Origin of the sequence: Lelliottia wanjuensis, assembly GCF_030238365.1 — a bacterium.
GTDB lineage: Bacteria > Pseudomonadota > Gammaproteobacteria > Enterobacterales > Enterobacteriaceae > Enterobacter > Enterobacter wanjuensis.
In genome coordinates this window covers 49,686-67,000 of record NZ_JASSOT010000001.1, presented here as the reverse complement: position 1 = coordinate 67,000, position 17,315 = coordinate 49,686, and the positions used below count along the sequence as shown (strand labels likewise).

The following is a 17,315-nucleotide window of genomic DNA, read 5'->3' as shown; positions in this document are numbered from 1 at the left end:
AGCGAAACGCGAGGCAAATGCCTCGCGTTTTTGTTTACAGCAGCGGTTTTTGTCCGCGTTGTAGCCATCGCAACAGCAAGCGGTCGGCGCTCTCCGCCGCGCTATTGGTAAAGCGGTCGAGCAGTCTCTTACGCTGAGTATAGCGCACACCCACCAGCTCACGGCCCTCCATCAGGCTCAGGAGCAGATCGTCACTGGTGCCGACTTCGTCCACCAGCCCTTTTTCCTGCGCCTGTATGCCGTACCAGTGTTCACCGGTTGCCACCTGCTCAATGTCCAGCGACGGACGCATCCGCTTCACAAAATCCTTAAACAGATGATGCGTTTCGTTGAGGTCTTCGCGGAATTTCTGTCGCCCTTCTTCTGTATTCTCACTCAGCAGCGTCAGCGTACGCTTATATTGCCCGGCGGTATGCAGCTCGATATCGATCTCTTTGTTTTTCAGAAAACGATTGAAGTTAGGGATCTGCGCGACCACGCCAATCGAGCCGAGAATCGCAAAGGGCGCCGCAACAATTTTGTCAGCCACACAGGCCATCATATAGCCACCGCTCGCCGCCACTTTATCGACCGCCACCGTCAGTGGGATCTGTTTCTCACGCAGACGTTGCAGCTGTGAGGACGCGAGACCGTAACCGTGCACCACGCCGCCAGGGCTTTCCAGTCGCAGCACGACCTGGTCCTGAGGTTTTGCCACCGCCAGCACCGCCGTCACCTCTTCGCGCAGAGACGTGACTTCATGGGCATCCATACTGCCTTTAAAATCCAGCACATAGACCCGTGGTTTGGTTGTTTCCTGATGATCCTGTTTCGCCTTCGCTTTTGCCGCTTTGGCTTCGAGCTTGAGCTTTTTCTTTTGCGCCTTATGCCACAGCTTCTGCTGATGCCCATCCAGCAGCGCCACGGACATATCTTCCTGCATCTCCTTATACTGCTCGCTTAAGCGGGTAATGCGCAGTTCACCACGCTGACGCTTACGCTGCGTCAGGTTCACGATCAGCACCGCAATCACCGCAATAGCGATCACCACCGTCGCAATTTTGGCCAAAAACAGACCGTACTCAGAAAGTAATTCCACGTGTTCCACCTTGATTTAACCACGAATCTTTCACGACCAGTGTACAACAGCCTTTGCCAGGCGTCTCGCGTCCTACAATACCGTTGCGAGGCGCTTTCAGGAATTTGGTCTTGTTACTGAAATAGTTGCAAATTGTTAATTTCGAAGCCTTCTCTCCTGTAGACTGATTGAAATCACTCGCCGTTTCGGGCATAAAGCCAAAAAGTGAAAGAACAGCAGGCGCCGCAGGCCCGTCATGCGCCACAGGAGTATTCGTGCATTATCAACCGCAAAAAGATTTACTACAGGACCGTATTATCCTGGTCACCGGCGCCAGCGACGGCATTGGCCGCGAAGCCGCGCTCACCTATTCCCGCTACGGCGCGCAGGTCGTGCTGCTTGGTCGTAACGAAGAGAAGCTGCGCCGCGTGGCGCAAGAGATTACCGACGCCAGCGGGGAAACGCCGCGCTGGTATACCCTCGATTTGCTGACCTGTACGCCGGAGTCCTGCGCGGAACTGGCACAGCGAATCGCAGCGCACTACCCGCGCCTCGACGGCGTGTTGCACAATGCCGGTCTGCTGGGCGAAGTTCGTCCGATGGATGAACAGGATCCAGAGATCTGGCAGCAGGTGATGCAGGTTAACGTCAACGGCACCTTTTTCCTCACTCAGGCGCTGCTTCCTTTATTACTCAAGTCAGAATCTGGCTCGCTGGTCTTTACCTCGTCGAGCGTCGGCCGTCAGGGTCGCGCCAACTGGGGCGCTTATGCCGCGTCGAAATTTGCCACCGAAGGGATGATGCAGGTGCTGGCCGAGGAGTATCAGACTCGCCATCTGCGCGTGAACTGCATCAATCCGGGCGGGACGCGCACCGGCATGCGCGCCAGCGCCTTCCCGACGGAAGATCCGCAAAAGCTGAAAACGCCCGCCGAAATTATGCCACTCTATCTGTGGCTGATGGGCGACGACAGCCGCCGTAAAACCGGTATGACCTTTGACGCCCAGCCGGGCCGTAAGCCAGGGATTTCGCAATGAGTGAAGAACGTCATCAGCAGCGTCAGCAGCGCCTGAAAGAACAGGTGGATGCAAGAGTTGCCGCCGCGCAGGAAGAGCGTGGCATCGTTATCGTCTTTACCGGCAACGGAAAAGGTAAAACCACCGCCGCCTTTGGCACCGCGACGCGCGCCGTCGGTCACGGGCAAAAAGTGGGCGTGATTCAGTTTATCAAAGGCGAATGGCCGAACGGCGAGCGTAATCTGCTCGAGCCGCACGGCGTGGAGTTTCAGGTGATGGCGACCGGTTTTACCTGGGACACGCAGAACCGCGAAAGCGACACCGCCGCCTGTCTTGCGGTTTGGGAACACGCCAAACGCATGCTGGCCGACCCGGAGCTTAATATGGTTCTGCTGGATGAGATAACCTACATGGTGGCGTACGACTATCTGCCGCTGGAAGAGGTTATGCAGGCGCTGAAACATCGTCCTGCGCATCAGACGGTGATCGTGACCGGACGCGGCTGCCATCGGGATATTCTGGAGCTGGCCGATACGGTGAGCGAACTGCGCCCGGTCAAACATGCGTTTGATGCCGGAATAAAAGCGCAAATCGGTATCGACTACTAGAAATGAAAAACCCGGCAGCAGCCGGGTTTGTTTTTTTAGCCGTTGTTGTTTCGGCTGCCAGAGCGGCGAGTGGTGCTCACCTGGCTGTGGCGTTTCACCGCGCGGCGAATCTGGTTCGCTTTCACGCGACGACGGTCTTTTTCAACCGCCACTTTGGTCGTGGTTTCTGGCTGCAGTTCCACCAGTTCACGCAGGTAGTTGGTCTGGGTTAAATCCAGCTCGGTGTAGCCCCCGCGCGGAATCCCTTTCGGCAGCAGAATGTCACCGTAGCGCACGCGAATCAGACGACTCACCTGCACGCCAACCGCTTCCCACAGACGACGAACCTCACGGTTACGCCCTTCTGTCAGGGTGACGTTGTACCACTGGTTGATCCCTTCACCGCCGGTGAATTTAATGGTTTTGAACGCCGCAGGACCGTCTTCAAGCTGAACGCCGCGCGACAGGTCACGCAGTTTGTTTTCATCAACCTGACCGAACACGCGCACCGCGTATTCACGCTCTACTTCACGGCTTGGGTGCATCAGGCGGTTCGCCAGTTCACCGTCGGTGGTGAACAGCAGCAGACCGCAGGTGTTCACGTCCAGACGACCCACTGCAATCCAGCGCGCGCCGCGCAGTTTTGGCAGACGGTCGAACACCGTCGGGCGGCCTTCTGGATCGTTACGCGTACACAATTCGCCTTCCGGCTTGTAGTAAGCCAGCACGCGACAAATCTGTTCGGCAGACTCTTTCACGGAGATCACGTGACCGTCGAGACGGATCTTCATCCCCGGAACGACTTCAACGCGGTCACCCAGCTTGGCAATTTTGCCGTCAACGCTGACGCGACCCGCTTCAATAATCGTTTCGATTTCACGGCGTGAACCGTGGCCAGCACGGGCCAGCACTTTCTGTAATTTTTCGCTCATTGAGCATCCTTCAGGTGTCGCCTTCACAGGCGTCGAATTAGGGTCAAAAAAGCGGTCTACCGCTGTTTTGATGGCCGCGTAGTATAGCCGCTTATACCTTTACAAGAAAGGCTTTACGTCACCCACGCCCTCACGAATCACTTCTGGTGCATCTTCCGTGAGATCGACAACCGTGGTCGGCTGCTGACCGAGGTAGCCGCCGTGAATAATCAGGTCCACCTGTTTCTCCAGACGGTCTTTGATCTCTTCCGGGTCGGACTCGGTGAAATCACTGCCCGGCAGCATCAGGGAGGTCGAGAGCATCGGCTCGCCGAGGGTCTCCAGCAGCATCTGCGCAATCGGGTTCGACGGCACGCGCATCCCGATGGTTTTACGCTTTTCCTGCAACAGGCGGCGCGGCACTTCCTTGGTCCCTTTCAGAATGAAAGTATAGTTGCCCGGCGTGTTGTTTTTGATTAAGCGGAAGGCGACGTTATCCACGTAGGCGTAGGTCGAGATTTCCGAGAGATCGCGGCACATCAGGGTGAAGTTGTGCCCGTCCGGCAGATGACGGATGCGGCAGATGCGCTCCATCGCCCCTTTGTCTTCGATTTTACAGCCCAGCGCGTAGCCGGAATCCGTTGGATAGACGATCACGCCGCCCTTGCGAACAATCTCCACCGCCTGATTAATCAACCGCGCCTGCGGGTTATCCGGGTGAATATAGAAAAATTGACTCATGCTTCCCTCTCTTCAATATGTTGCTGCGGCTGCTCCCAAAGTGCCCAGACCGGCTCCACGCCTGCGGGTAACCAGAGCTTGCGCCCCAGCTCAATCCATGCGCAAGGCTGATGAAAATCAGAGCCTTGCGACGCAAGCAGACCGTACTGACGCGCATAGGTCGCCAGTTGACTGCGCTCATTGGGTGCCTGCTGGCACTGGGAGACTTCCATCGCTTCTCCACCATTTTCAGCGAAGTGCGCCAGCAGTCTTTTCAGCCACTTAGCCGAAAGGTTATACCGCCCTGGATGGGCCAGCACCGCCTTGCCGCCAGAATGATGAATGACATCAATAGCTTGTTTTATTGTACACCACTGTGGCGGAACGTAACCGGTTTTACCGCGCGCGAGGTATTTTTTGAATACATCGGCAAAGTTATTCGCCTTACCGGCCTCGACCAGAAAACGGGCGAAGTGCCCGCGCGTCACGGCCCCGCCGTTGGCGAGGCGTCGCGCCCCTTCCAGCGCGCCGGGGATCTGCGATTTCTCCAGCCGCTCGCCAATCAGCTCCGCGCGCTGATTGCGGCGCTCTTTCTGCTCTTCGAGAAACGCGCACAGGGCCGGATGTTCAATATCAATATTCAGGCCGACAATGTGGATTTCGTGATTTTCCCAGACGGTGGAAATCTCTACGCCGGAGACCAGGTTTAACGGCAGTTCGCTGCGGGCAATCTCGGCCCGAGCCGCCGGAATGGCATCCGTGGTGTCGTGATCGGTTATTGCCAGCGTGCCCACGCGCATCTCTACCGCGCGGTGAACCAGCGCTTCGGGCGTCAGCAGGCCATCGGAAGCCTGAGTGTGGCTGTGTAAATCATAAATCACGGCGTATTTTGTTTCGCTCAAAGCGGTTTCCATCACAGGTTTATCGTATTCAGAAAGTCTATGATAACGGCTTGCGAGCAAATTCTGAAATCAGGGGTTGACATTACGCCATCGAACTAGTTAACTAGTACGCAAGTTCACTCAAGAAGGTATCTGAAAATGAAAGCACATTTCTCTTTGCACGGCTGGTGGCGCACTTCCTGATTATCGGGCAGTGTCACTCGTGTGCGAAACGCAAACAGATACCAGGCCCGCGACGATGCGGGCTTTTTTATGAACAGAATATGAGAACAACAATATGCAAACAGCCAAAACACACCTTGAGTTGCTGACCTGCGAAGCGGTGTATCGCCATAACCCTACCGCACTGTTCCATCAGGTTTGCGGCGCACGTCCGGCCACCCTGCTGCTGGAATCTGCTGACATCGACAGCAAAGACGATCTCAAAAGCCTGCTGCTGGTCGACAGCGCGCTGCGCATTACCGCGTTAGGTGACACTGTCACCATTAAAGCCCTGTCAGATAACGGTGCCGCCCTGCTGCCGCTGCTGGATGCCGCGCTGCCTGCCGGTATTGAAAATGAACGTCATCCGGAAACCCGTATTCTGCACTTCCCGCCGGTGAGCCAACTGCTGGATGAGGATGCGCGCCTGTGCTCTCTGTCCGTATTCGACGCCTTCCGCCTGCTGCAAAACCTGGTGGACGTGCCTGAAGACGAGCGCGAAGCGATGTTCTTCGGCGGGCTGTTTGCCTATGACCTGGTCGCCGGGTTTGAAGATCTGCCTGAAACCGAACAGGGCAACCGCTGCCCGGACTACTGCTTCTATCTGGCAGAAACGCTGATGGTGATTGACCATCAGAAAAAATATACCCGCATTCAGGCCAGCCTGTTCACCCCGTCAGCGTCTGAAAAACAGCGTCTGGCGCAGCGTATCGAGCAGCTCCAGCTGCAGATGACCGAAGAGCCAACCGCCCTGCCGGTCCAGCACATCGAGCATATGCAGTGCGAAACGAACCAGACCGACGACCAGTACGGCGCAGTGGTGCGTCAGATGCAGAAAGCGATTCGCGCCGGTGAAATTTTCCAGGTGGTGCCATCCCGCCGCTTCTCGCTCCCGTGCCCGTCTCCGCTGGCCGCGTATGACGTGCTGAAGAAGAGCAACCCAAGCCCGTACATGTTCTTCATGCAGGACAACGATTTCACCCTGTTCGGCGCCTCGCCGGAAAGCTCGCTGAAATATGACGCGCCGAGCCGCCAGATTGAAATTTACCCGATTGCCGGAACGCGTCCGCGCGGTCGCCGCGCCGACGGGTCATTAGATCGCGATCTCGACAGCCGCATTGAGCTGGAGATGCGCACCGACCACAAAGAGCTCTCCGAGCACCTGATGCTGGTCGACCTGGCGCGTAACGATCTGGCGCGCATCTGTACTCCGGGCACGCGCTACGTGGCGGACCTGACCAAAGTCGACCGTTACTCCTTCGTGATGCACCTGGTCTCCCGCGTGGTCGGTGAGCTGCGTCACGATCTCGACGCCCTGCACGCCTATCGCGCCTGTATGAACATGGGCACCCTGAGCGGCGCACCGAAAGTGCGTGCCATGCAGCTGATTGCCGGAGCCGAAGGCCGTCGTCGCGGCAGCTACGGCGGCGCGGTCGGGTACTTCACCGCGCACGGCGATCTGGACACCTGCATCGTCATCCGCTCCGCCTACGTGGAAGATGGCATCGCCACCGTCCAGGCCGGCGCAGGCATTGTTCTGGATTCTGTTCCGCAGTCCGAAGCTGACGAAACCCGCAGTAAAGCTCGCGCGGTCTTGCGCGCCATTGCCACCGCACACCACGCACAGGAGATTTTCTGATGGCTGACATTCTGCTGCTCGATAATATCGACTCCTTTACCTACAACCTGGCAGACCAGCTGCGTGCGAACGGACACAACGTGGTGATTTACCGCAATCATGTTCCGGCCCAGACCCTGATCGAGCGTCTGGAAACCATGCAAAACCCGGTGCTGATGCTCTCTCCAGGCCCTGGCGCGCCGAGCGAAGCGGGCTGCATGCCTGAGCTGCTGACCCGTATGCGCGGCAAACTGCCGATCATCGGCATCTGCCTGGGGCATCAGGCGATCGTGGAAGCCTACGGCGGATACGTGGGTCAGGCGGGCGAAATCCTGCACGGTAAGGCGTCCAGCATTGAACACGACGGCCAGGCGATGTTCGCCGGGCTGCCGAACCCACTCCCGGTCGCGCGCTATCACTCTCTGGTCGGAAGCAACATTCCGGCGGGGCTGACCATCAACGCCTCTTTTGAAGGGATGGTGATGGCCGTGCGCCACGACGCGGATCGGGTCTGCGGCCTGCAGTTCCACCCGGAATCGATTCTGACCTCTAACGGCGCGCGCCTGCTGGAGCAGACCCTCAACTGGGCGCTGCAGAAGCTGGAGCAGACCAACACTCTGCAGCCGATTCTGGAAAAACTGTATCAGGCCCAGACCATGACCCAGCAGGAGAGCCACCAGCTCTTCTCCGCGGTGGTGCGCGGTGAACTGAAGCCAGAGCAGCTGGCCGCCGCGCTGGTGAGCATGAAAGTGCGCGGCGAACAGCCGCAGGAAATTGCCGGTGCCGCCACCGCTCTGCTGGAAAATGCCGCCCCGTTCCCGCGCCCTGACTATCAGTTTGCCGATATCGTCGGCACCGGCGGCGACGGCAGCAACAGCATTAACATCTCCACCGCCAGCGCCTTTGTCGCTGCGGCCTGTGGGATGAAAGTGGCGAAGCACGGTAACCGCAGCGTCTCCAGCCGTTCCGGCTCTTCTGACCTGCTGGCCGCGTTCGGGATTAACCTCGAAATGAACGCCGAACGCTCCCGTGAAGCGCTGGACGATCTGGGCGTCTGTTTCCTGTTCGCGCCGAAATACCACACCGGTTTCCGCCATGCGATGCCGGTCCGCCAGCAGCTGAAAACCCGCACCCTGTTTAACGTGCTGGGCCCGCTGATCAACCCGGCGCATCCGCCCCTGGCCCTGATCGGGGTTTACAGCCCGGAACTGGTGCTGCCGATTGCCGAAACCCTGCGCGTGCTCGGGTATCAGCGTGCGGCAGTGGTTCACAGCGGCGGGATGGACGAAGTGTCGCTCCATGCGCCAACCCTGGTAGCTGAGCTGCGTGACGGCGAAATTCAGAGCTATCAGCTGGAAGCAGCCGACTTTGGCCTGACGCCGTATCGCCAGGAGCAGCTGGCAGGCGGCACGCCGGAAGAAAACCGTGACATTCTGACACGCTTGCTACAAGGTAAAGGTGAAGCCGCCCACGAGGCCGCCGTCGCCGCCAACGTCGCGATGTTGATGCGTTTGCACGGCGAAGAAGACTTACAGGCGAACGCACAAAAAGTTCTGGACGTATTGCGCTCCGGCGCAGCTTACGACCGCGTTACCGCACTTGCGGCAAGAGGATAAAAGATGCAGACCGTTTTAGCGAAAATCGTCGCCGATAAGGCCATCTGGGTAGAAGCGCGCAAAGAGCAGCAGCCGCTGGCCAGCTTCCAGAATGAAGTGGTTCCAAGTCAGCGCCGTTTTTATGATGCCCTGCAGGGTGCGCGCACCGCGTTTATCCTGGAGTGCAAAAAGGCCTCGCCGTCGAAAGGCGTGATCCGCGACGATTTCGATCCCGCGCGCATTGCCGGGGTTTACAAACACCATGCGTCGGCCATTTCGGTGCTGACGGATGAGAAATATTTCCAGGGCAGTTTTGATTTTCTGCCGATTGTCAGCCAGATAGCGCCGCAGCCGATCCTGTGTAAAGACTTCATTATTGACGCGTACCAAATCTGGCTGGCGCGCTTTTATCAGGCCGATGCCTGCCTGCTGATGCTCTCCGTGCTGGATGACGAGCAGTATCGCCAGCTCTCCGCCGTCGCCCACAGCCTGAACATGGGCGTGCTGACGGAAGTGAGCAACGAAGAGGAGCTGGAACGCGCCATCGCCCTGAAAGCCAAAGTCGTTGGCATCAACAACCGCGACCTGCGCGATCTCTCCATCGACCTGAACCGCACGCGCCAGCTGGCGCCGCGTCTGGGTGCGGGTGTCACGGTCATCAGCGAGTCCGGCATTAATACCTACGCTCAGGTTCGCGAGCTGAGTCATTTCGCCAACGGCTTTTTGATTGGCTCGGCCCTGATGTCTCACGACGATCTGAACGCCGCCGTGCGCCGCGTGCTGCTGGGCGAGAACAAAGTGTGCGGGCTGACGCGTCCTCAGGATGCCGCCGCCGCGCTCGAAGCGGGAGCCGTTTACGGCGGGCTGATTTTCGTCGACGCCTCGCCGCGCTTTGTGACCGAAGATCAGGCGCGCGAAGTCATTGCTGGCGCACCACTGAGCTACGTCGGCGTGTTCCGCGACGCGCCGGTAGCTGATGTGACAGCCCTTGCTGAAAGCTTATCCCTGTCGGCCGTGCAACTGCACGGGCAGGAAGATCAAACTTACATTAACGAACTCCGCCAGGCGCTGGCTCCGCAGGTGCAAATCTGGAAAGCGCAGAGCGTGAGCGACTCACTGCCCGCCCGCGATCTGCAGCACGTCGATAAATATGTGCTGGATAACGGCCAGGGCGGAACCGGCGAACGCTTCGACTGGTCCCTGCTCAACGGCGAGAAGCTGGACAACGTCCTGCTGGCGGGCGGATTAAGCCCTGACAACTGCGTAGAAGCCGCGAAAGCGGGCTGCGCGGGCCTCGATTTCAATTCAGGCGTGGAGTCTCAGCCGGGCATCAAAGATGCCAGTAAGCTGGCCTCGGTATTCAAGACGCTGCGTGCCTATTAAGGAAGAGAAAATGACAACTTTATTAAATCCCTATTTTGGTGAGTTCGGCGGCATGTATGTGCCACAAATCCTGATGCCGGCCCTGCGCCAGCTCGAAGAAGCCTTTGTCAGCGCGCAGAAAGATCCGGCGTTCCAGGCAGAATTTACTGACCTGCTGAAAAACTACGCAGGCCGCCCGACGGCGCTGACCAAATGCCGTAATCTGACCGAAGGCACCAACACCACGCTGTACCTCAAGCGTGAAGATCTGCTCCACGGCGGCGCGCACAAAACTAACCAGGTGCTGGGCCAGGCGCTGCTTGCCAAGCGCATGGGCAAAACTGAAATCATCGCCGAGACCGGTGCCGGACAGCACGGCGTGGCCTCAGCGCTTGCCAGCGCCCTGCTCGGCCTGAAGTGCCGTATCTACATGGGTGCGAAAGACGTCGAGCGCCAGTCGCCGAACGTGTTCCGTATGCGTCTGATGGGCGCGGAAGTGATCCCGGTACACAGCGGGTCCGCCACGCTGAAAGATGCCTGTAACGAAGCGCTGCGCGACTGGTCTGGCAGCTACGACACCGCGCACTACATGCTCGGCACCGCTGCCGGTCCTCACCCGTTCCCGACCATTGTGCGTGAATTCCAGCGCATGATCGGCGAAGAGACCAAAGCGCAGATCCTCGAAAAAGAGGGACGTCTGCCGGATGCGGTGATCGCCTGCGTCGGCGGCGGCTCAAATGCTATCGGCATGTTTGCTGATTTTATCGACGACGAAAGCGTCGGCCTGATCGGCGTTGAACCTGCGGGTCACGGCATTGAAACCGGCGAGCACGGCGCGCCGCTGAAACACGGCCGCGTCGGGATCTACTTCGGCATGAAATCGCCGATGATGCAGACCGACGAAGGGCAGATTGAGGAGTCTTACTCCATCTCTGCCGGTCTGGACTTCCCGTCCGTCGGGCCACAGCACGCACACCTGAACAGCATTGGCCGCGCCGACTATGTCTCGATCACCGATGACGAAGCGCTGGAAGCGTTCAAGACCCTGTGCCGCAACGAGGGGATCATCCCGGCGCTGGAGTCTTCTCACGCGCTGGCTCACGCCCTGAAAATGATTAAAGAAAACCCGGAAAAAGAGCAGCTGCTGGTGGTGAACCTTTCCGGTCGCGGTGATAAAGATATCTTCACCGTTCACGACATTCTGAAAGCACGAGGGGAAATCTGATGGAACGCTACGATAACGCATTTGCAGAACTGAAAGCCCGCAAGGAAGGCGCGTTTGTTCCCTTCGTCACCCTGGGCGATCCGGGCCCTGAGCAGTCGCTGAAAATCATCGACACCTTAATTGCCGCAGGCGCTGATGCGCTGGAGCTGGGAATTCCGTTCTCCGATCCGCTGGCGGATGGCCCGACCATTCAGAACGCTACCCTGCGCGCCTTTGCCGCAGGCGTGACGCCGACCCAGTGCTTTGAGATGCTGGCGGCGATCCGCCAGAAGCACCCGACCATTCCAATTGGCCTGCTGATGTATGCCAACCTGGTATTCAGCAAAGGCATCGATAACTTTTACGCTGAGTGCGCCCGCGTAGGCGTGGATTCGGTGCTGGTCGCCGATGTGCCGGTGGAAGAGTCTGCCCCGTTCCGCCAGGCGGCGATGCGTCATAACGTCGCGCCGATCTTCATCTGCCCGCCAAACGCCGATGACGAACTGCTGCGCCAGATTGCCTCTTACGGCCGCGGGTATACCTACCTGCTGTCGCGTGCAGGCGTGACCGGTGCGGAAAACAAAGCGGCGCTTCCCCTGCATCATCTGGTGGAAAAACTGGCCGAGTACCACGCGGCACCGCCGCTGCAGGGCTTCGGGATCTCCTCTCCTGAACAGGTGACCGCCGCGATTGATGCCAAAGCTGCGGGCGCGATCTCCGGCTCGGCGATTGTCAAAATCATCGAGCGCAACGTCGATAAGCCAGAGCAGATGCTGACGGAGCTGCACGAATTCGTGACAGCGATGAAAGCGGCAACGCGTAACGCCTGATGTTCCTGACCGTCTGGCCGCCCGCCAGACGGTTATTCCCCTTTAATGCTATCCGCATATTTTCGTACCAGGCGGAACAGCGCCCCCACTTCTTCCTCCTGCCAGTCGTTGAAAATCTGATTCATCAGCGTCATACGCGCCTGTGCGATTTTCATCGTTAACGCTTTTCCCTGTTCGGACGGGGTGACTTCTGACACGCGCTTATCCTTCGCGCCCGGCTTCTTCTGCACTAACCCCTGCGCTTCCAGCCGTTTGACCTGGCGACTGACGGTGGTGTAATCGCGCCCCAGCCTGTCGGCAAGTTCGACGACACCCAGCGGCCCATAGCGGTCAATGGTCACCAGCAGCGGAAACAAAATTTGATCCAGCGTAACGCCCGCCTCTGAGAGCAGAGTGTCGTCGCGCTGCGGCTGATTCATGACGCCGATGATATCCAGCAGCGCGCCGTGAAAATCCGTGACATCGTATTTATGTGCATCTTGCATATATTTTCCTGGCGAGTATAGTGCCCTTATCAGATATGTGCATTTTACACATATTACCGTACAGGAGAAAGATTATGAAAGCAGCAGTGGTTTTTGATCCGGCAACCGGGCCGGTTTACGCCGATTTTGCCACGCCTCAGGCCGGGCCAGGCCAGCACCTCGTGCGCGTCACCGCCTCGGCGATCAGTCACGTGGTGAAAAGCCGGGCTTCCGGTAAACATTACAGTTTTGACGGCACCTTGCCGTTTATCGCCGGAATCGACGGGACGGGCGTGACCGAAGAGGGTCAGCGCGTTTACTTTGCGTTTCCGCCGACGCCGTGGGGCAGCATGGCGGAATTCGCCCCTGTCGACGCGAATCTTTGTCTTCCCCTCCCCGACGGACTCGATGACGCGACGGCCGCCGCAATGGCAAACCCTGGGATGTCCGCATGGGCTTCGCTTGTCACCCGCGCGCAGTTTCAGCCGGGCGAGACCGTGCTGATCAACGGGGCCACCGGCAGCGCCGGGCAACTGGCCGTGCAAATTGCCCGCTATCGCGGCGCAGGGAAGATTATCGTGACCGGACGTAACCCGCAGGTGCTGACTCAGCTGGATGCTGACGTGCGCGTCCTGCTCAGCGACGATGCCACTCTCATCGCTCAACAGCTGGCTGATCTGGCCGCTCAGCAGATAGATGTGGTGATCGACTATCTTTGGGGCGAGAGCGCGCTGGCCATCCTGACGGCGCTGGCAAAACACACACCAGGGCAGACGCCCGTTCGATATGTTCAGGTGGGCTCTCTTTCCGGTGCGGACATCGCCTTGCCCAGCGCCGTGCTGCGCTCATCCCCGATTGTCTTAATGGGCAGCGGGATCGGCAGCCTGTCGCTGACGCAGCTGATCCAGGCAACGGGTGAAATGCTACACGCCGCCGTTCCGGGCGGATTCACCATCGCCACCACCCCGGCGCGACTGCACGATGTCGCCGAGATCTGGTCGCAGGACGACAGCAAAAAAAGAACCGTGTTTGTGATGGACTGAGGGATGTGCGGCAGAGCGCCTACGTCTTTAGGGTGAGGACAAAATTGATCGGGTCGAGCTTTTGGGTTTGCAGCGCTTTTCAAATGCGACCCTGAGTGTATGATCCCCACTCTTTTTCGGCTTCTCTGCCGCTTCAAATCCTTCTGAGTTCAGAGGCTTACAAATGTCATGGCAACACTTCAAACAGGCTTATCTGATTAAGTTCTGGTCCCCTGTTCCGGCCGTCATCGCAGCCGGCGTCCTCTCTACCTATTACTTCGGCATTACCGGCACCTTCTGGGCGGTCACGGGTGAATTTACCCGCTGGGGCGGTCAGCTTTTACAGCTGGCGGGCGTACATGCCGAGGAATGGGGCTATTTCAAACTGATTCATCTGGACGGCACCCCGCTCACCCGTATCGACGGGATGATGATCATTGGCATGTTCGGGGGCTGTTTCGCTGCCGCTCTGTGGGCCAATAACGTCAAACTGCGTATGCCGCGCAGCCGCATCCGTATTGCGCAGGCGGTTGTCGGTGGGATCATCGCCGGGTTTGGCGCACGTCTGGCAATGGGGTGCAATCTGGCGGCTTTCTTCACGGGGATCCCTCAGTTCTCCCTGCATGCGTGGTTCTTTGCCGTGGCGACGGCGATTGGCTCGTACTTTGGCGCACGTTTCACGCTCCTGCCTGTCTTCCGTATTCCGGTCAAAATGACCAAAGTCAGCGCCGCCTCTCCGCTGACGCAAAAGCCGGATCAGGCGAAGCGCCGCTTCCGCCTTGGCATGTTGGTCTTTTTCGCGATGATCGCCTGGGCACTCTGTACCGCCATGAATCAGCCGAAGCTGGGGCTGGCGATGCTGTTTGGCGTCGGATTTGGGCTGTTGATTGAACGCGCGCAAATCTGCTTTACCTCGGCGTTCCGCGATATGTGGATCACCGGTCGCACCATGATGGCAAAAGCGATTATTGCCGGGATGGCGGTGAGCGCCATCGGTATTTTCAGCTATGTGCAGCTGGGCGTGGAGCCGAAGACCATGTGGGCTGGCCCGAACGCCGTGATCGGCGGTTTGCTCTTTGGCTTTGGTATCGTGCTGGCGGGCGGGTGTGAAACCGGCTGGATGTACCGCGCGGTGGAAGGCCAGGTGCATTACTGGTGGGTGGGGCTCGGCAACGTGATGGGTTCCACTATTCTGGCCTACTACTGGGACGATCTCTCCCCGGCGCTCGCCACCAGCTGGGATAAGGTTAATCTGTTAAACACCTTCGGTCCGCTGGGCGGGCTGTTAGTCACCTACGGCCTGCTGCTGATCGCCTTTTTGCTGGTTATCGCCCAGGAAAAGCGCTTCTTCCGCCGCACCGCGCGTAAAACTGAAACACAGGAGAATGTGGCATGACGCAAATCGTCCCGGATTACCGCCTCGATATGGTGGGCGAACCTTGCCCTTACCCGGCTGTTGCGACGCTCGAAGCCTTGCCTCTGCTGAAAAAAGGGGAAATTCTCGAAGTGGTCAGCGATTGCCCGCAGTCGATCAATAACATTCCGCTGGATGCCAAAAACCACGGTTACACCGTGCTGGATATTCAGCAGGATGGCCCGACCATTCGCTATCTGATTCAGAAGTAACGTCCCTCTGACAACGTTCCCTGGCGGGAGCGTTGTCTCCCTCTCCTTTCTGACGAAAAAACAGCCAACACGGTGCGTTAGCTCTCATTTTATTTTGCCGCCTGAGAATACTGTATCCCCAGTTTCTATGAGGATAATCTGATGAAAAAGTTACTGATCTGTTGTCTGTTCGGCAATACCGCCCAGTCGCTTGCCAAAAAAATGCAGCATGCAGCCGATGCGCGCGGAATGAGGCTGCTGATTAGCGCCGTCGGGCTGGATAATTTCGCCAGCGTCGCACCCGCCTTTGACGCCTTTTTAGTCGCGCCGCATATTCAATATAAGCTTGAAGAATTAAGGGCTGAGATAGGCGAAGGTAAGCCGATAACGGTTATCGAAAGCTATCCGTTTGCGTCACTGGACGGTGAGAAAGTGCTGGAATTTGTGCTGGAGAATATGCCGGAGCTGGTGGCATAGCATCGTTATCAGAAAACTGGCCGCAAGCGGCGGCCAGTTTTCTGCCGCCAATTAGAAGCGATAGCCCGCCGAGAACATAAACACCCACGGGTCCAGGCGTGTATGAACGCTCTGCTGCTCTCCACCCGCCTTGAAGCGCACGTCGGTGTCGATATCCATATACCAGACGGACATGTTCAGCAGCCAGTCGCGGTTGATCAGATAATCCAGCCCGACCTGCCCCGCAGCGCCCCAGGAATCTTTCAGACTGAGATCCGTAAGACCCGCCTCTTTGCCCGTATCGTTAAATTTCTCATCGAAGAAAGTGGTGTAGTTCACACCCGCGCCGATATACGGACGCACTTTGCTGGTGGCATCACCAAAATACCACTGCGCCATCAGGGTTGGCGGGAGCTGGTGAACGGTGGCGATATTCCCCGTCGGCCCGGTGCCGACCTTGTGACGGAACGGCGTTGCCGCCAGGAGTTCAACCCCGATATTGTCCGTTGCCATATAAGTAAACGTCAGGCCCAGTTGGGTATTGTTGCTGACGTTAAAGCCGCCCAGGCTCCCCAGCACATTGTCAGACCCTTCCGTCGGACGCACCGTTGCCGAACCGGCACGCATAAAGAACTCACCCGCTTCATGCGCATACGCGCCGCCAGAGATACTGCTTAAGATCAGGGCTGCCACTGCTAACTTTTTCATATCCGCTCCATCGTTGTGGTTTTATTGGCGCGGTGAATATACTCATAAATGAGTAACAAGTGATCTAACTCAGATCACACTTGGGCTGGTAATTTAACATTCATTGATCCAGATTAATTTTTGCCGTGCAGAGACGAACGCATATCCTCGGCGCAGGTCAATTTTGCGAAATGACCATTGCTTTACAAAGATATGCTTTTCCATACAAGTCATGGTGCTGCCACGGCAGAGTTATCCAGGGTACAATTGCCCGCTTATTAATACCTGCAATACTCAAGGAGAGTGCATGTCTATCACGGCGAAGTCCGTCTACCGTGACACGGGGAATTTTTTCCGCAATCAGTTCATTACCTTTTTACTGATCGCCTTGCTATGCGCGTTTATCACGGTGGTGCTTGGCCATGCGTTTTCGCCGAGTGATGATCAAATTGCGACCCTCAGCCAGGGCGATCATCTCGCCGGCAGCGGTGGGTTGTTTGATCTGGTTCAGAACATGACGCCAGAACAGCAGCAGATCTTGCTGCGCGCCTCTGCGGCATCGACCTTCTCCGGGTTGATCGGCAATGCGATTCTGGCAGGTGGTGTATTGCTGATGGTTCAGCTGGTGTCTGCCGGTCATCGCGTTAGCGCCCTGCGCGCCATCGGTGCCAGCGCGCCGGTATTACCGAAGCTGTTTATCCTGATCTTTTTGACCACCATGCTGGTGCAGATCGGCGTGATGCTGGTGGTCGTGCCGGGCGTGCTGCTGGCGATTATCCTTTCGTTCGCCCCGGTGATGCTGGTGCAGGACAAAATGGGGATATTTACAGCGATGCGCAGCAGTGCAAAACTGGCCTGGGCGAATATGCGTCTGGTCGCACCGGCGGTGATCAGCTGGCTGCTGGCCAAAACGCTGCTGCTGCTGTTTGCACCGAACTTTGCGGTATTGACGCCAAACGTCGGCGCGGTGGTCGCGAATACGCTGAGCAACCTGATTTCAGCCGTATTGTTGGTCTATTTGTTCCGCCTGTATATGTTGATTCGCCAGTAGTTTCCCTGAAAGCAGATGATGGAATCG

The 17,315-nt window shown here is 57.8% G+C and carries 19 protein-coding genes, 1 pseudogene and 1 other annotated feature; of the genes and pseudogenes, 14 read left to right on the top strand and 6 right to left on the bottom strand.

Annotation, left to right across the window (positions count from 1 at the left end):
- Nucleotides 1-34 precede the first annotated feature (34 nt).
- Nucleotides 35-1,078 carry a protease SohB gene (gene sohB / locus QQF33_RS00350; RefSeq protein WP_285157170.1) on the bottom strand — a complete coding sequence of 348 codons (1,044 nt, stop codon included), beginning with the start codon at nt 1,076-1,078 and terminating at the stop codon, nt 35-37.
- 254 nt (nt 1,079-1,332) lie between these two features.
- Here sohB and QQF33_RS00345 point away from each other — a divergent pair, with 254 nt between their 5' ends.
- Together QQF33_RS00345 and cobO are read left to right on the top strand one after the other, a co-directional pair.
- Nucleotides 1,333-2,094, top strand: coding sequence for a YciK family oxidoreductase (locus tag QQF33_RS00345; RefSeq protein ID WP_285148928.1), 762 nt, complete (start codon nt 1,333-1,335; stop codon nt 2,092-2,094).
- Nucleotides 2,091-2,681 (top strand): cob(I)yrinic acid a,c-diamide adenosyltransferase, encoded by a 591-nt coding sequence (gene cobO, locus QQF33_RS00340; RefSeq protein ID WP_285148930.1) that lies wholly within the window; start codon nt 2,091-2,093, stop codon nt 2,679-2,681. The genes QQF33_RS00345 and cobO overlap by 4 nt, the downstream gene beginning before the upstream one ends.
- A 35-nt stretch (nt 2,682-2,716) precedes the next feature.
- On the opposite strand, the gene rluB is transcribed toward cobO, so the two are convergent.
- From rluB to rnm, 3 genes are all read right to left on the bottom strand, one after another.
- Nucleotides 2,717-3,592: a 23S rRNA pseudouridine(2605) synthase RluB gene (rluB, locus tag QQF33_RS00335; RefSeq protein WP_282495326.1), complete on the bottom strand. Its 876-nt coding sequence runs from the start codon at nt 3,590-3,592 to the stop codon at nt 2,717-2,719.
- 99 nt (nt 3,593-3,691) lie between these two features.
- Nucleotides 3,692-4,312, bottom strand: a complete 621-nt coding sequence (locus tag QQF33_RS00330) for an L-threonylcarbamoyladenylate synthase (RefSeq protein WP_095282224.1) — start codon at nt 4,310-4,312, stop codon at nt 3,692-3,694.
- Nucleotides 4,309-5,193: an RNase RNM gene (gene rnm, locus QQF33_RS00325; RefSeq protein ID WP_282495327.1), complete on the bottom strand. Its 885-nt coding sequence runs from the start codon at nt 5,191-5,193 to the stop codon at nt 4,309-4,311. The genes QQF33_RS00330 and rnm overlap by 4 nt, the downstream gene beginning before the upstream one ends.
- A 138-nt stretch (nt 5,194-5,331) precedes the next feature.
- Between rnm and trpL the strand changes: the two genes are divergently transcribed.
- The 6 genes from trpL to trpA all read left to right on the top strand — a co-directional run bounded on the left by trpL (nt 5,332) and on the right by trpA (nt 12,003).
- The gene (gene trpL, locus QQF33_RS25735; RefSeq protein WP_107704263.1) at nt 5,332-5,376 is read left to right on the top strand and encodes a trp operon leader peptide; all 45 of its coding nucleotides are present in this window, start codon (nt 5,332-5,334) and stop codon (nt 5,374-5,376) included.
- Nucleotides 5,353-5,447: a sequence feature (Trp leader region), on the top strand. (Overlaps the previous gene by 24 nt.)
- Nucleotides 5,448-5,470: 23 nt before the next feature.
- Nucleotides 5,471-7,033, top strand: a complete 1,563-nt coding sequence (locus QQF33_RS00320; protein ID WP_285157169.1) for an anthranilate synthase component 1 — start codon at nt 5,471-5,473, stop codon at nt 7,031-7,033.
- Nucleotides 7,033-8,628 (top strand): bifunctional anthranilate synthase glutamate amidotransferase component TrpG/anthranilate phosphoribosyltransferase TrpD, encoded by a 1,596-nt coding sequence (gene trpD / locus QQF33_RS00315; protein WP_285157168.1) that lies wholly within the window; start codon nt 7,033-7,035, stop codon nt 8,626-8,628. Before QQF33_RS00320 ends, trpD begins: the two co-directional genes overlap by 1 nt.
- A gap of 3 nt (nt 8,629-8,631) precedes the next feature.
- Entirely contained in the window at nt 8,632-9,990 is a 1,359-nt protein-coding gene (trpCF, locus tag QQF33_RS00310) for a bifunctional indole-3-glycerol-phosphate synthase TrpC/phosphoribosylanthranilate isomerase TrpF (RefSeq protein WP_285148935.1), read from the top strand.
- Between the two features lie 10 nt (nt 9,991-10,000).
- Complete coding sequence (gene trpB, locus QQF33_RS00305; RefSeq protein WP_102103873.1) at nt 10,001-11,194, top strand: tryptophan synthase subunit beta; 1,194 nt, start codon at nt 10,001-10,003, stop codon at nt 11,192-11,194.
- Nucleotides 11,194-12,003 carry a tryptophan synthase subunit alpha gene (gene trpA, locus QQF33_RS00300; protein WP_285148936.1) on the top strand — a complete coding sequence of 270 codons (810 nt, stop codon included), beginning with the start codon at nt 11,194-11,196 and terminating at the stop codon, nt 12,001-12,003. The genes trpB and trpA overlap by 1 nt, the downstream gene beginning before the upstream one ends.
- A gap of 32 nt (nt 12,004-12,035) precedes the next feature.
- Here trpA and QQF33_RS00295 read toward each other — a convergent pair whose 3' ends face one another.
- Nucleotides 12,036-12,488 carry a MarR family winged helix-turn-helix transcriptional regulator gene (locus tag QQF33_RS00295; RefSeq protein WP_285146356.1) on the bottom strand — a complete coding sequence of 151 codons (453 nt, stop codon included), beginning with the start codon at nt 12,486-12,488 and terminating at the stop codon, nt 12,036-12,038.
- Between the two features lie 74 nt (nt 12,489-12,562).
- Here QQF33_RS00295 and QQF33_RS00290 point away from each other — a divergent pair, with 74 nt between their 5' ends.
- From QQF33_RS00290 to QQF33_RS00275, 4 genes are all read left to right on the top strand, one after another.
- Entirely contained in the window at nt 12,563-13,510 is a 948-nt protein-coding gene (locus tag QQF33_RS00290) for a quinone oxidoreductase family protein (protein WP_285148937.1), read from the top strand.
- Nucleotides 13,511-13,673: 163 nt separating this feature from the next.
- Nucleotides 13,674-14,885 (top strand): selenium metabolism membrane protein YedE/FdhT, encoded by a 1,212-nt coding sequence (gene yedE / locus QQF33_RS00285; RefSeq protein WP_285148938.1) that lies wholly within the window; start codon nt 13,674-13,676, stop codon nt 14,883-14,885.
- Nucleotides 14,882-15,115 (top strand): sulfurtransferase-like selenium metabolism protein YedF, encoded by a 234-nt coding sequence (yedF, locus tag QQF33_RS00280; protein WP_095282233.1) that lies wholly within the window; start codon nt 14,882-14,884, stop codon nt 15,113-15,115. Before yedE ends, yedF begins: the two co-directional genes overlap by 4 nt.
- Nucleotides 15,116-15,256: 141 nt before the next feature.
- Nucleotides 15,257-15,571, top strand: a complete 315-nt coding sequence (locus QQF33_RS00275) for a PTS sugar transporter subunit IIB (protein ID WP_285146353.1) — start codon at nt 15,257-15,259, stop codon at nt 15,569-15,571.
- A 51-nt stretch (nt 15,572-15,622) separates the two neighbouring features.
- Here the strand turns inward: QQF33_RS00275 and ompW are convergent, their stop codons facing one another.
- Nucleotides 15,623-16,258 carry an outer membrane protein OmpW gene (gene ompW / locus QQF33_RS00270; protein WP_285146352.1) on the bottom strand — a complete coding sequence of 212 codons (636 nt, stop codon included), beginning with the start codon at nt 16,256-16,258 and terminating at the stop codon, nt 15,623-15,625.
- Between the two features lie 174 nt (nt 16,259-16,432).
- On the opposite strand from ompW, the pseudogene QQF33_RS00265 reads away from it, so the two are divergent.
- Both QQF33_RS00265 and QQF33_RS00260 read left to right on the top strand, forming a co-directional pair.
- A pseudogene (locus tag QQF33_RS00265) lies at nt 16,433-16,519 on the top strand (YkgJ family cysteine cluster protein); the annotation flags it as partial.
- A 25-nt stretch (nt 16,520-16,544) separates the two neighbouring features.
- Nucleotides 16,545-17,288: a YciC family protein gene (locus QQF33_RS00260; protein ID WP_285146351.1), complete on the top strand. Its 744-nt coding sequence runs from the start codon at nt 16,545-16,547 to the stop codon at nt 17,286-17,288.
- Nucleotides 17,289-17,315 lie beyond the last annotated feature (27 nt).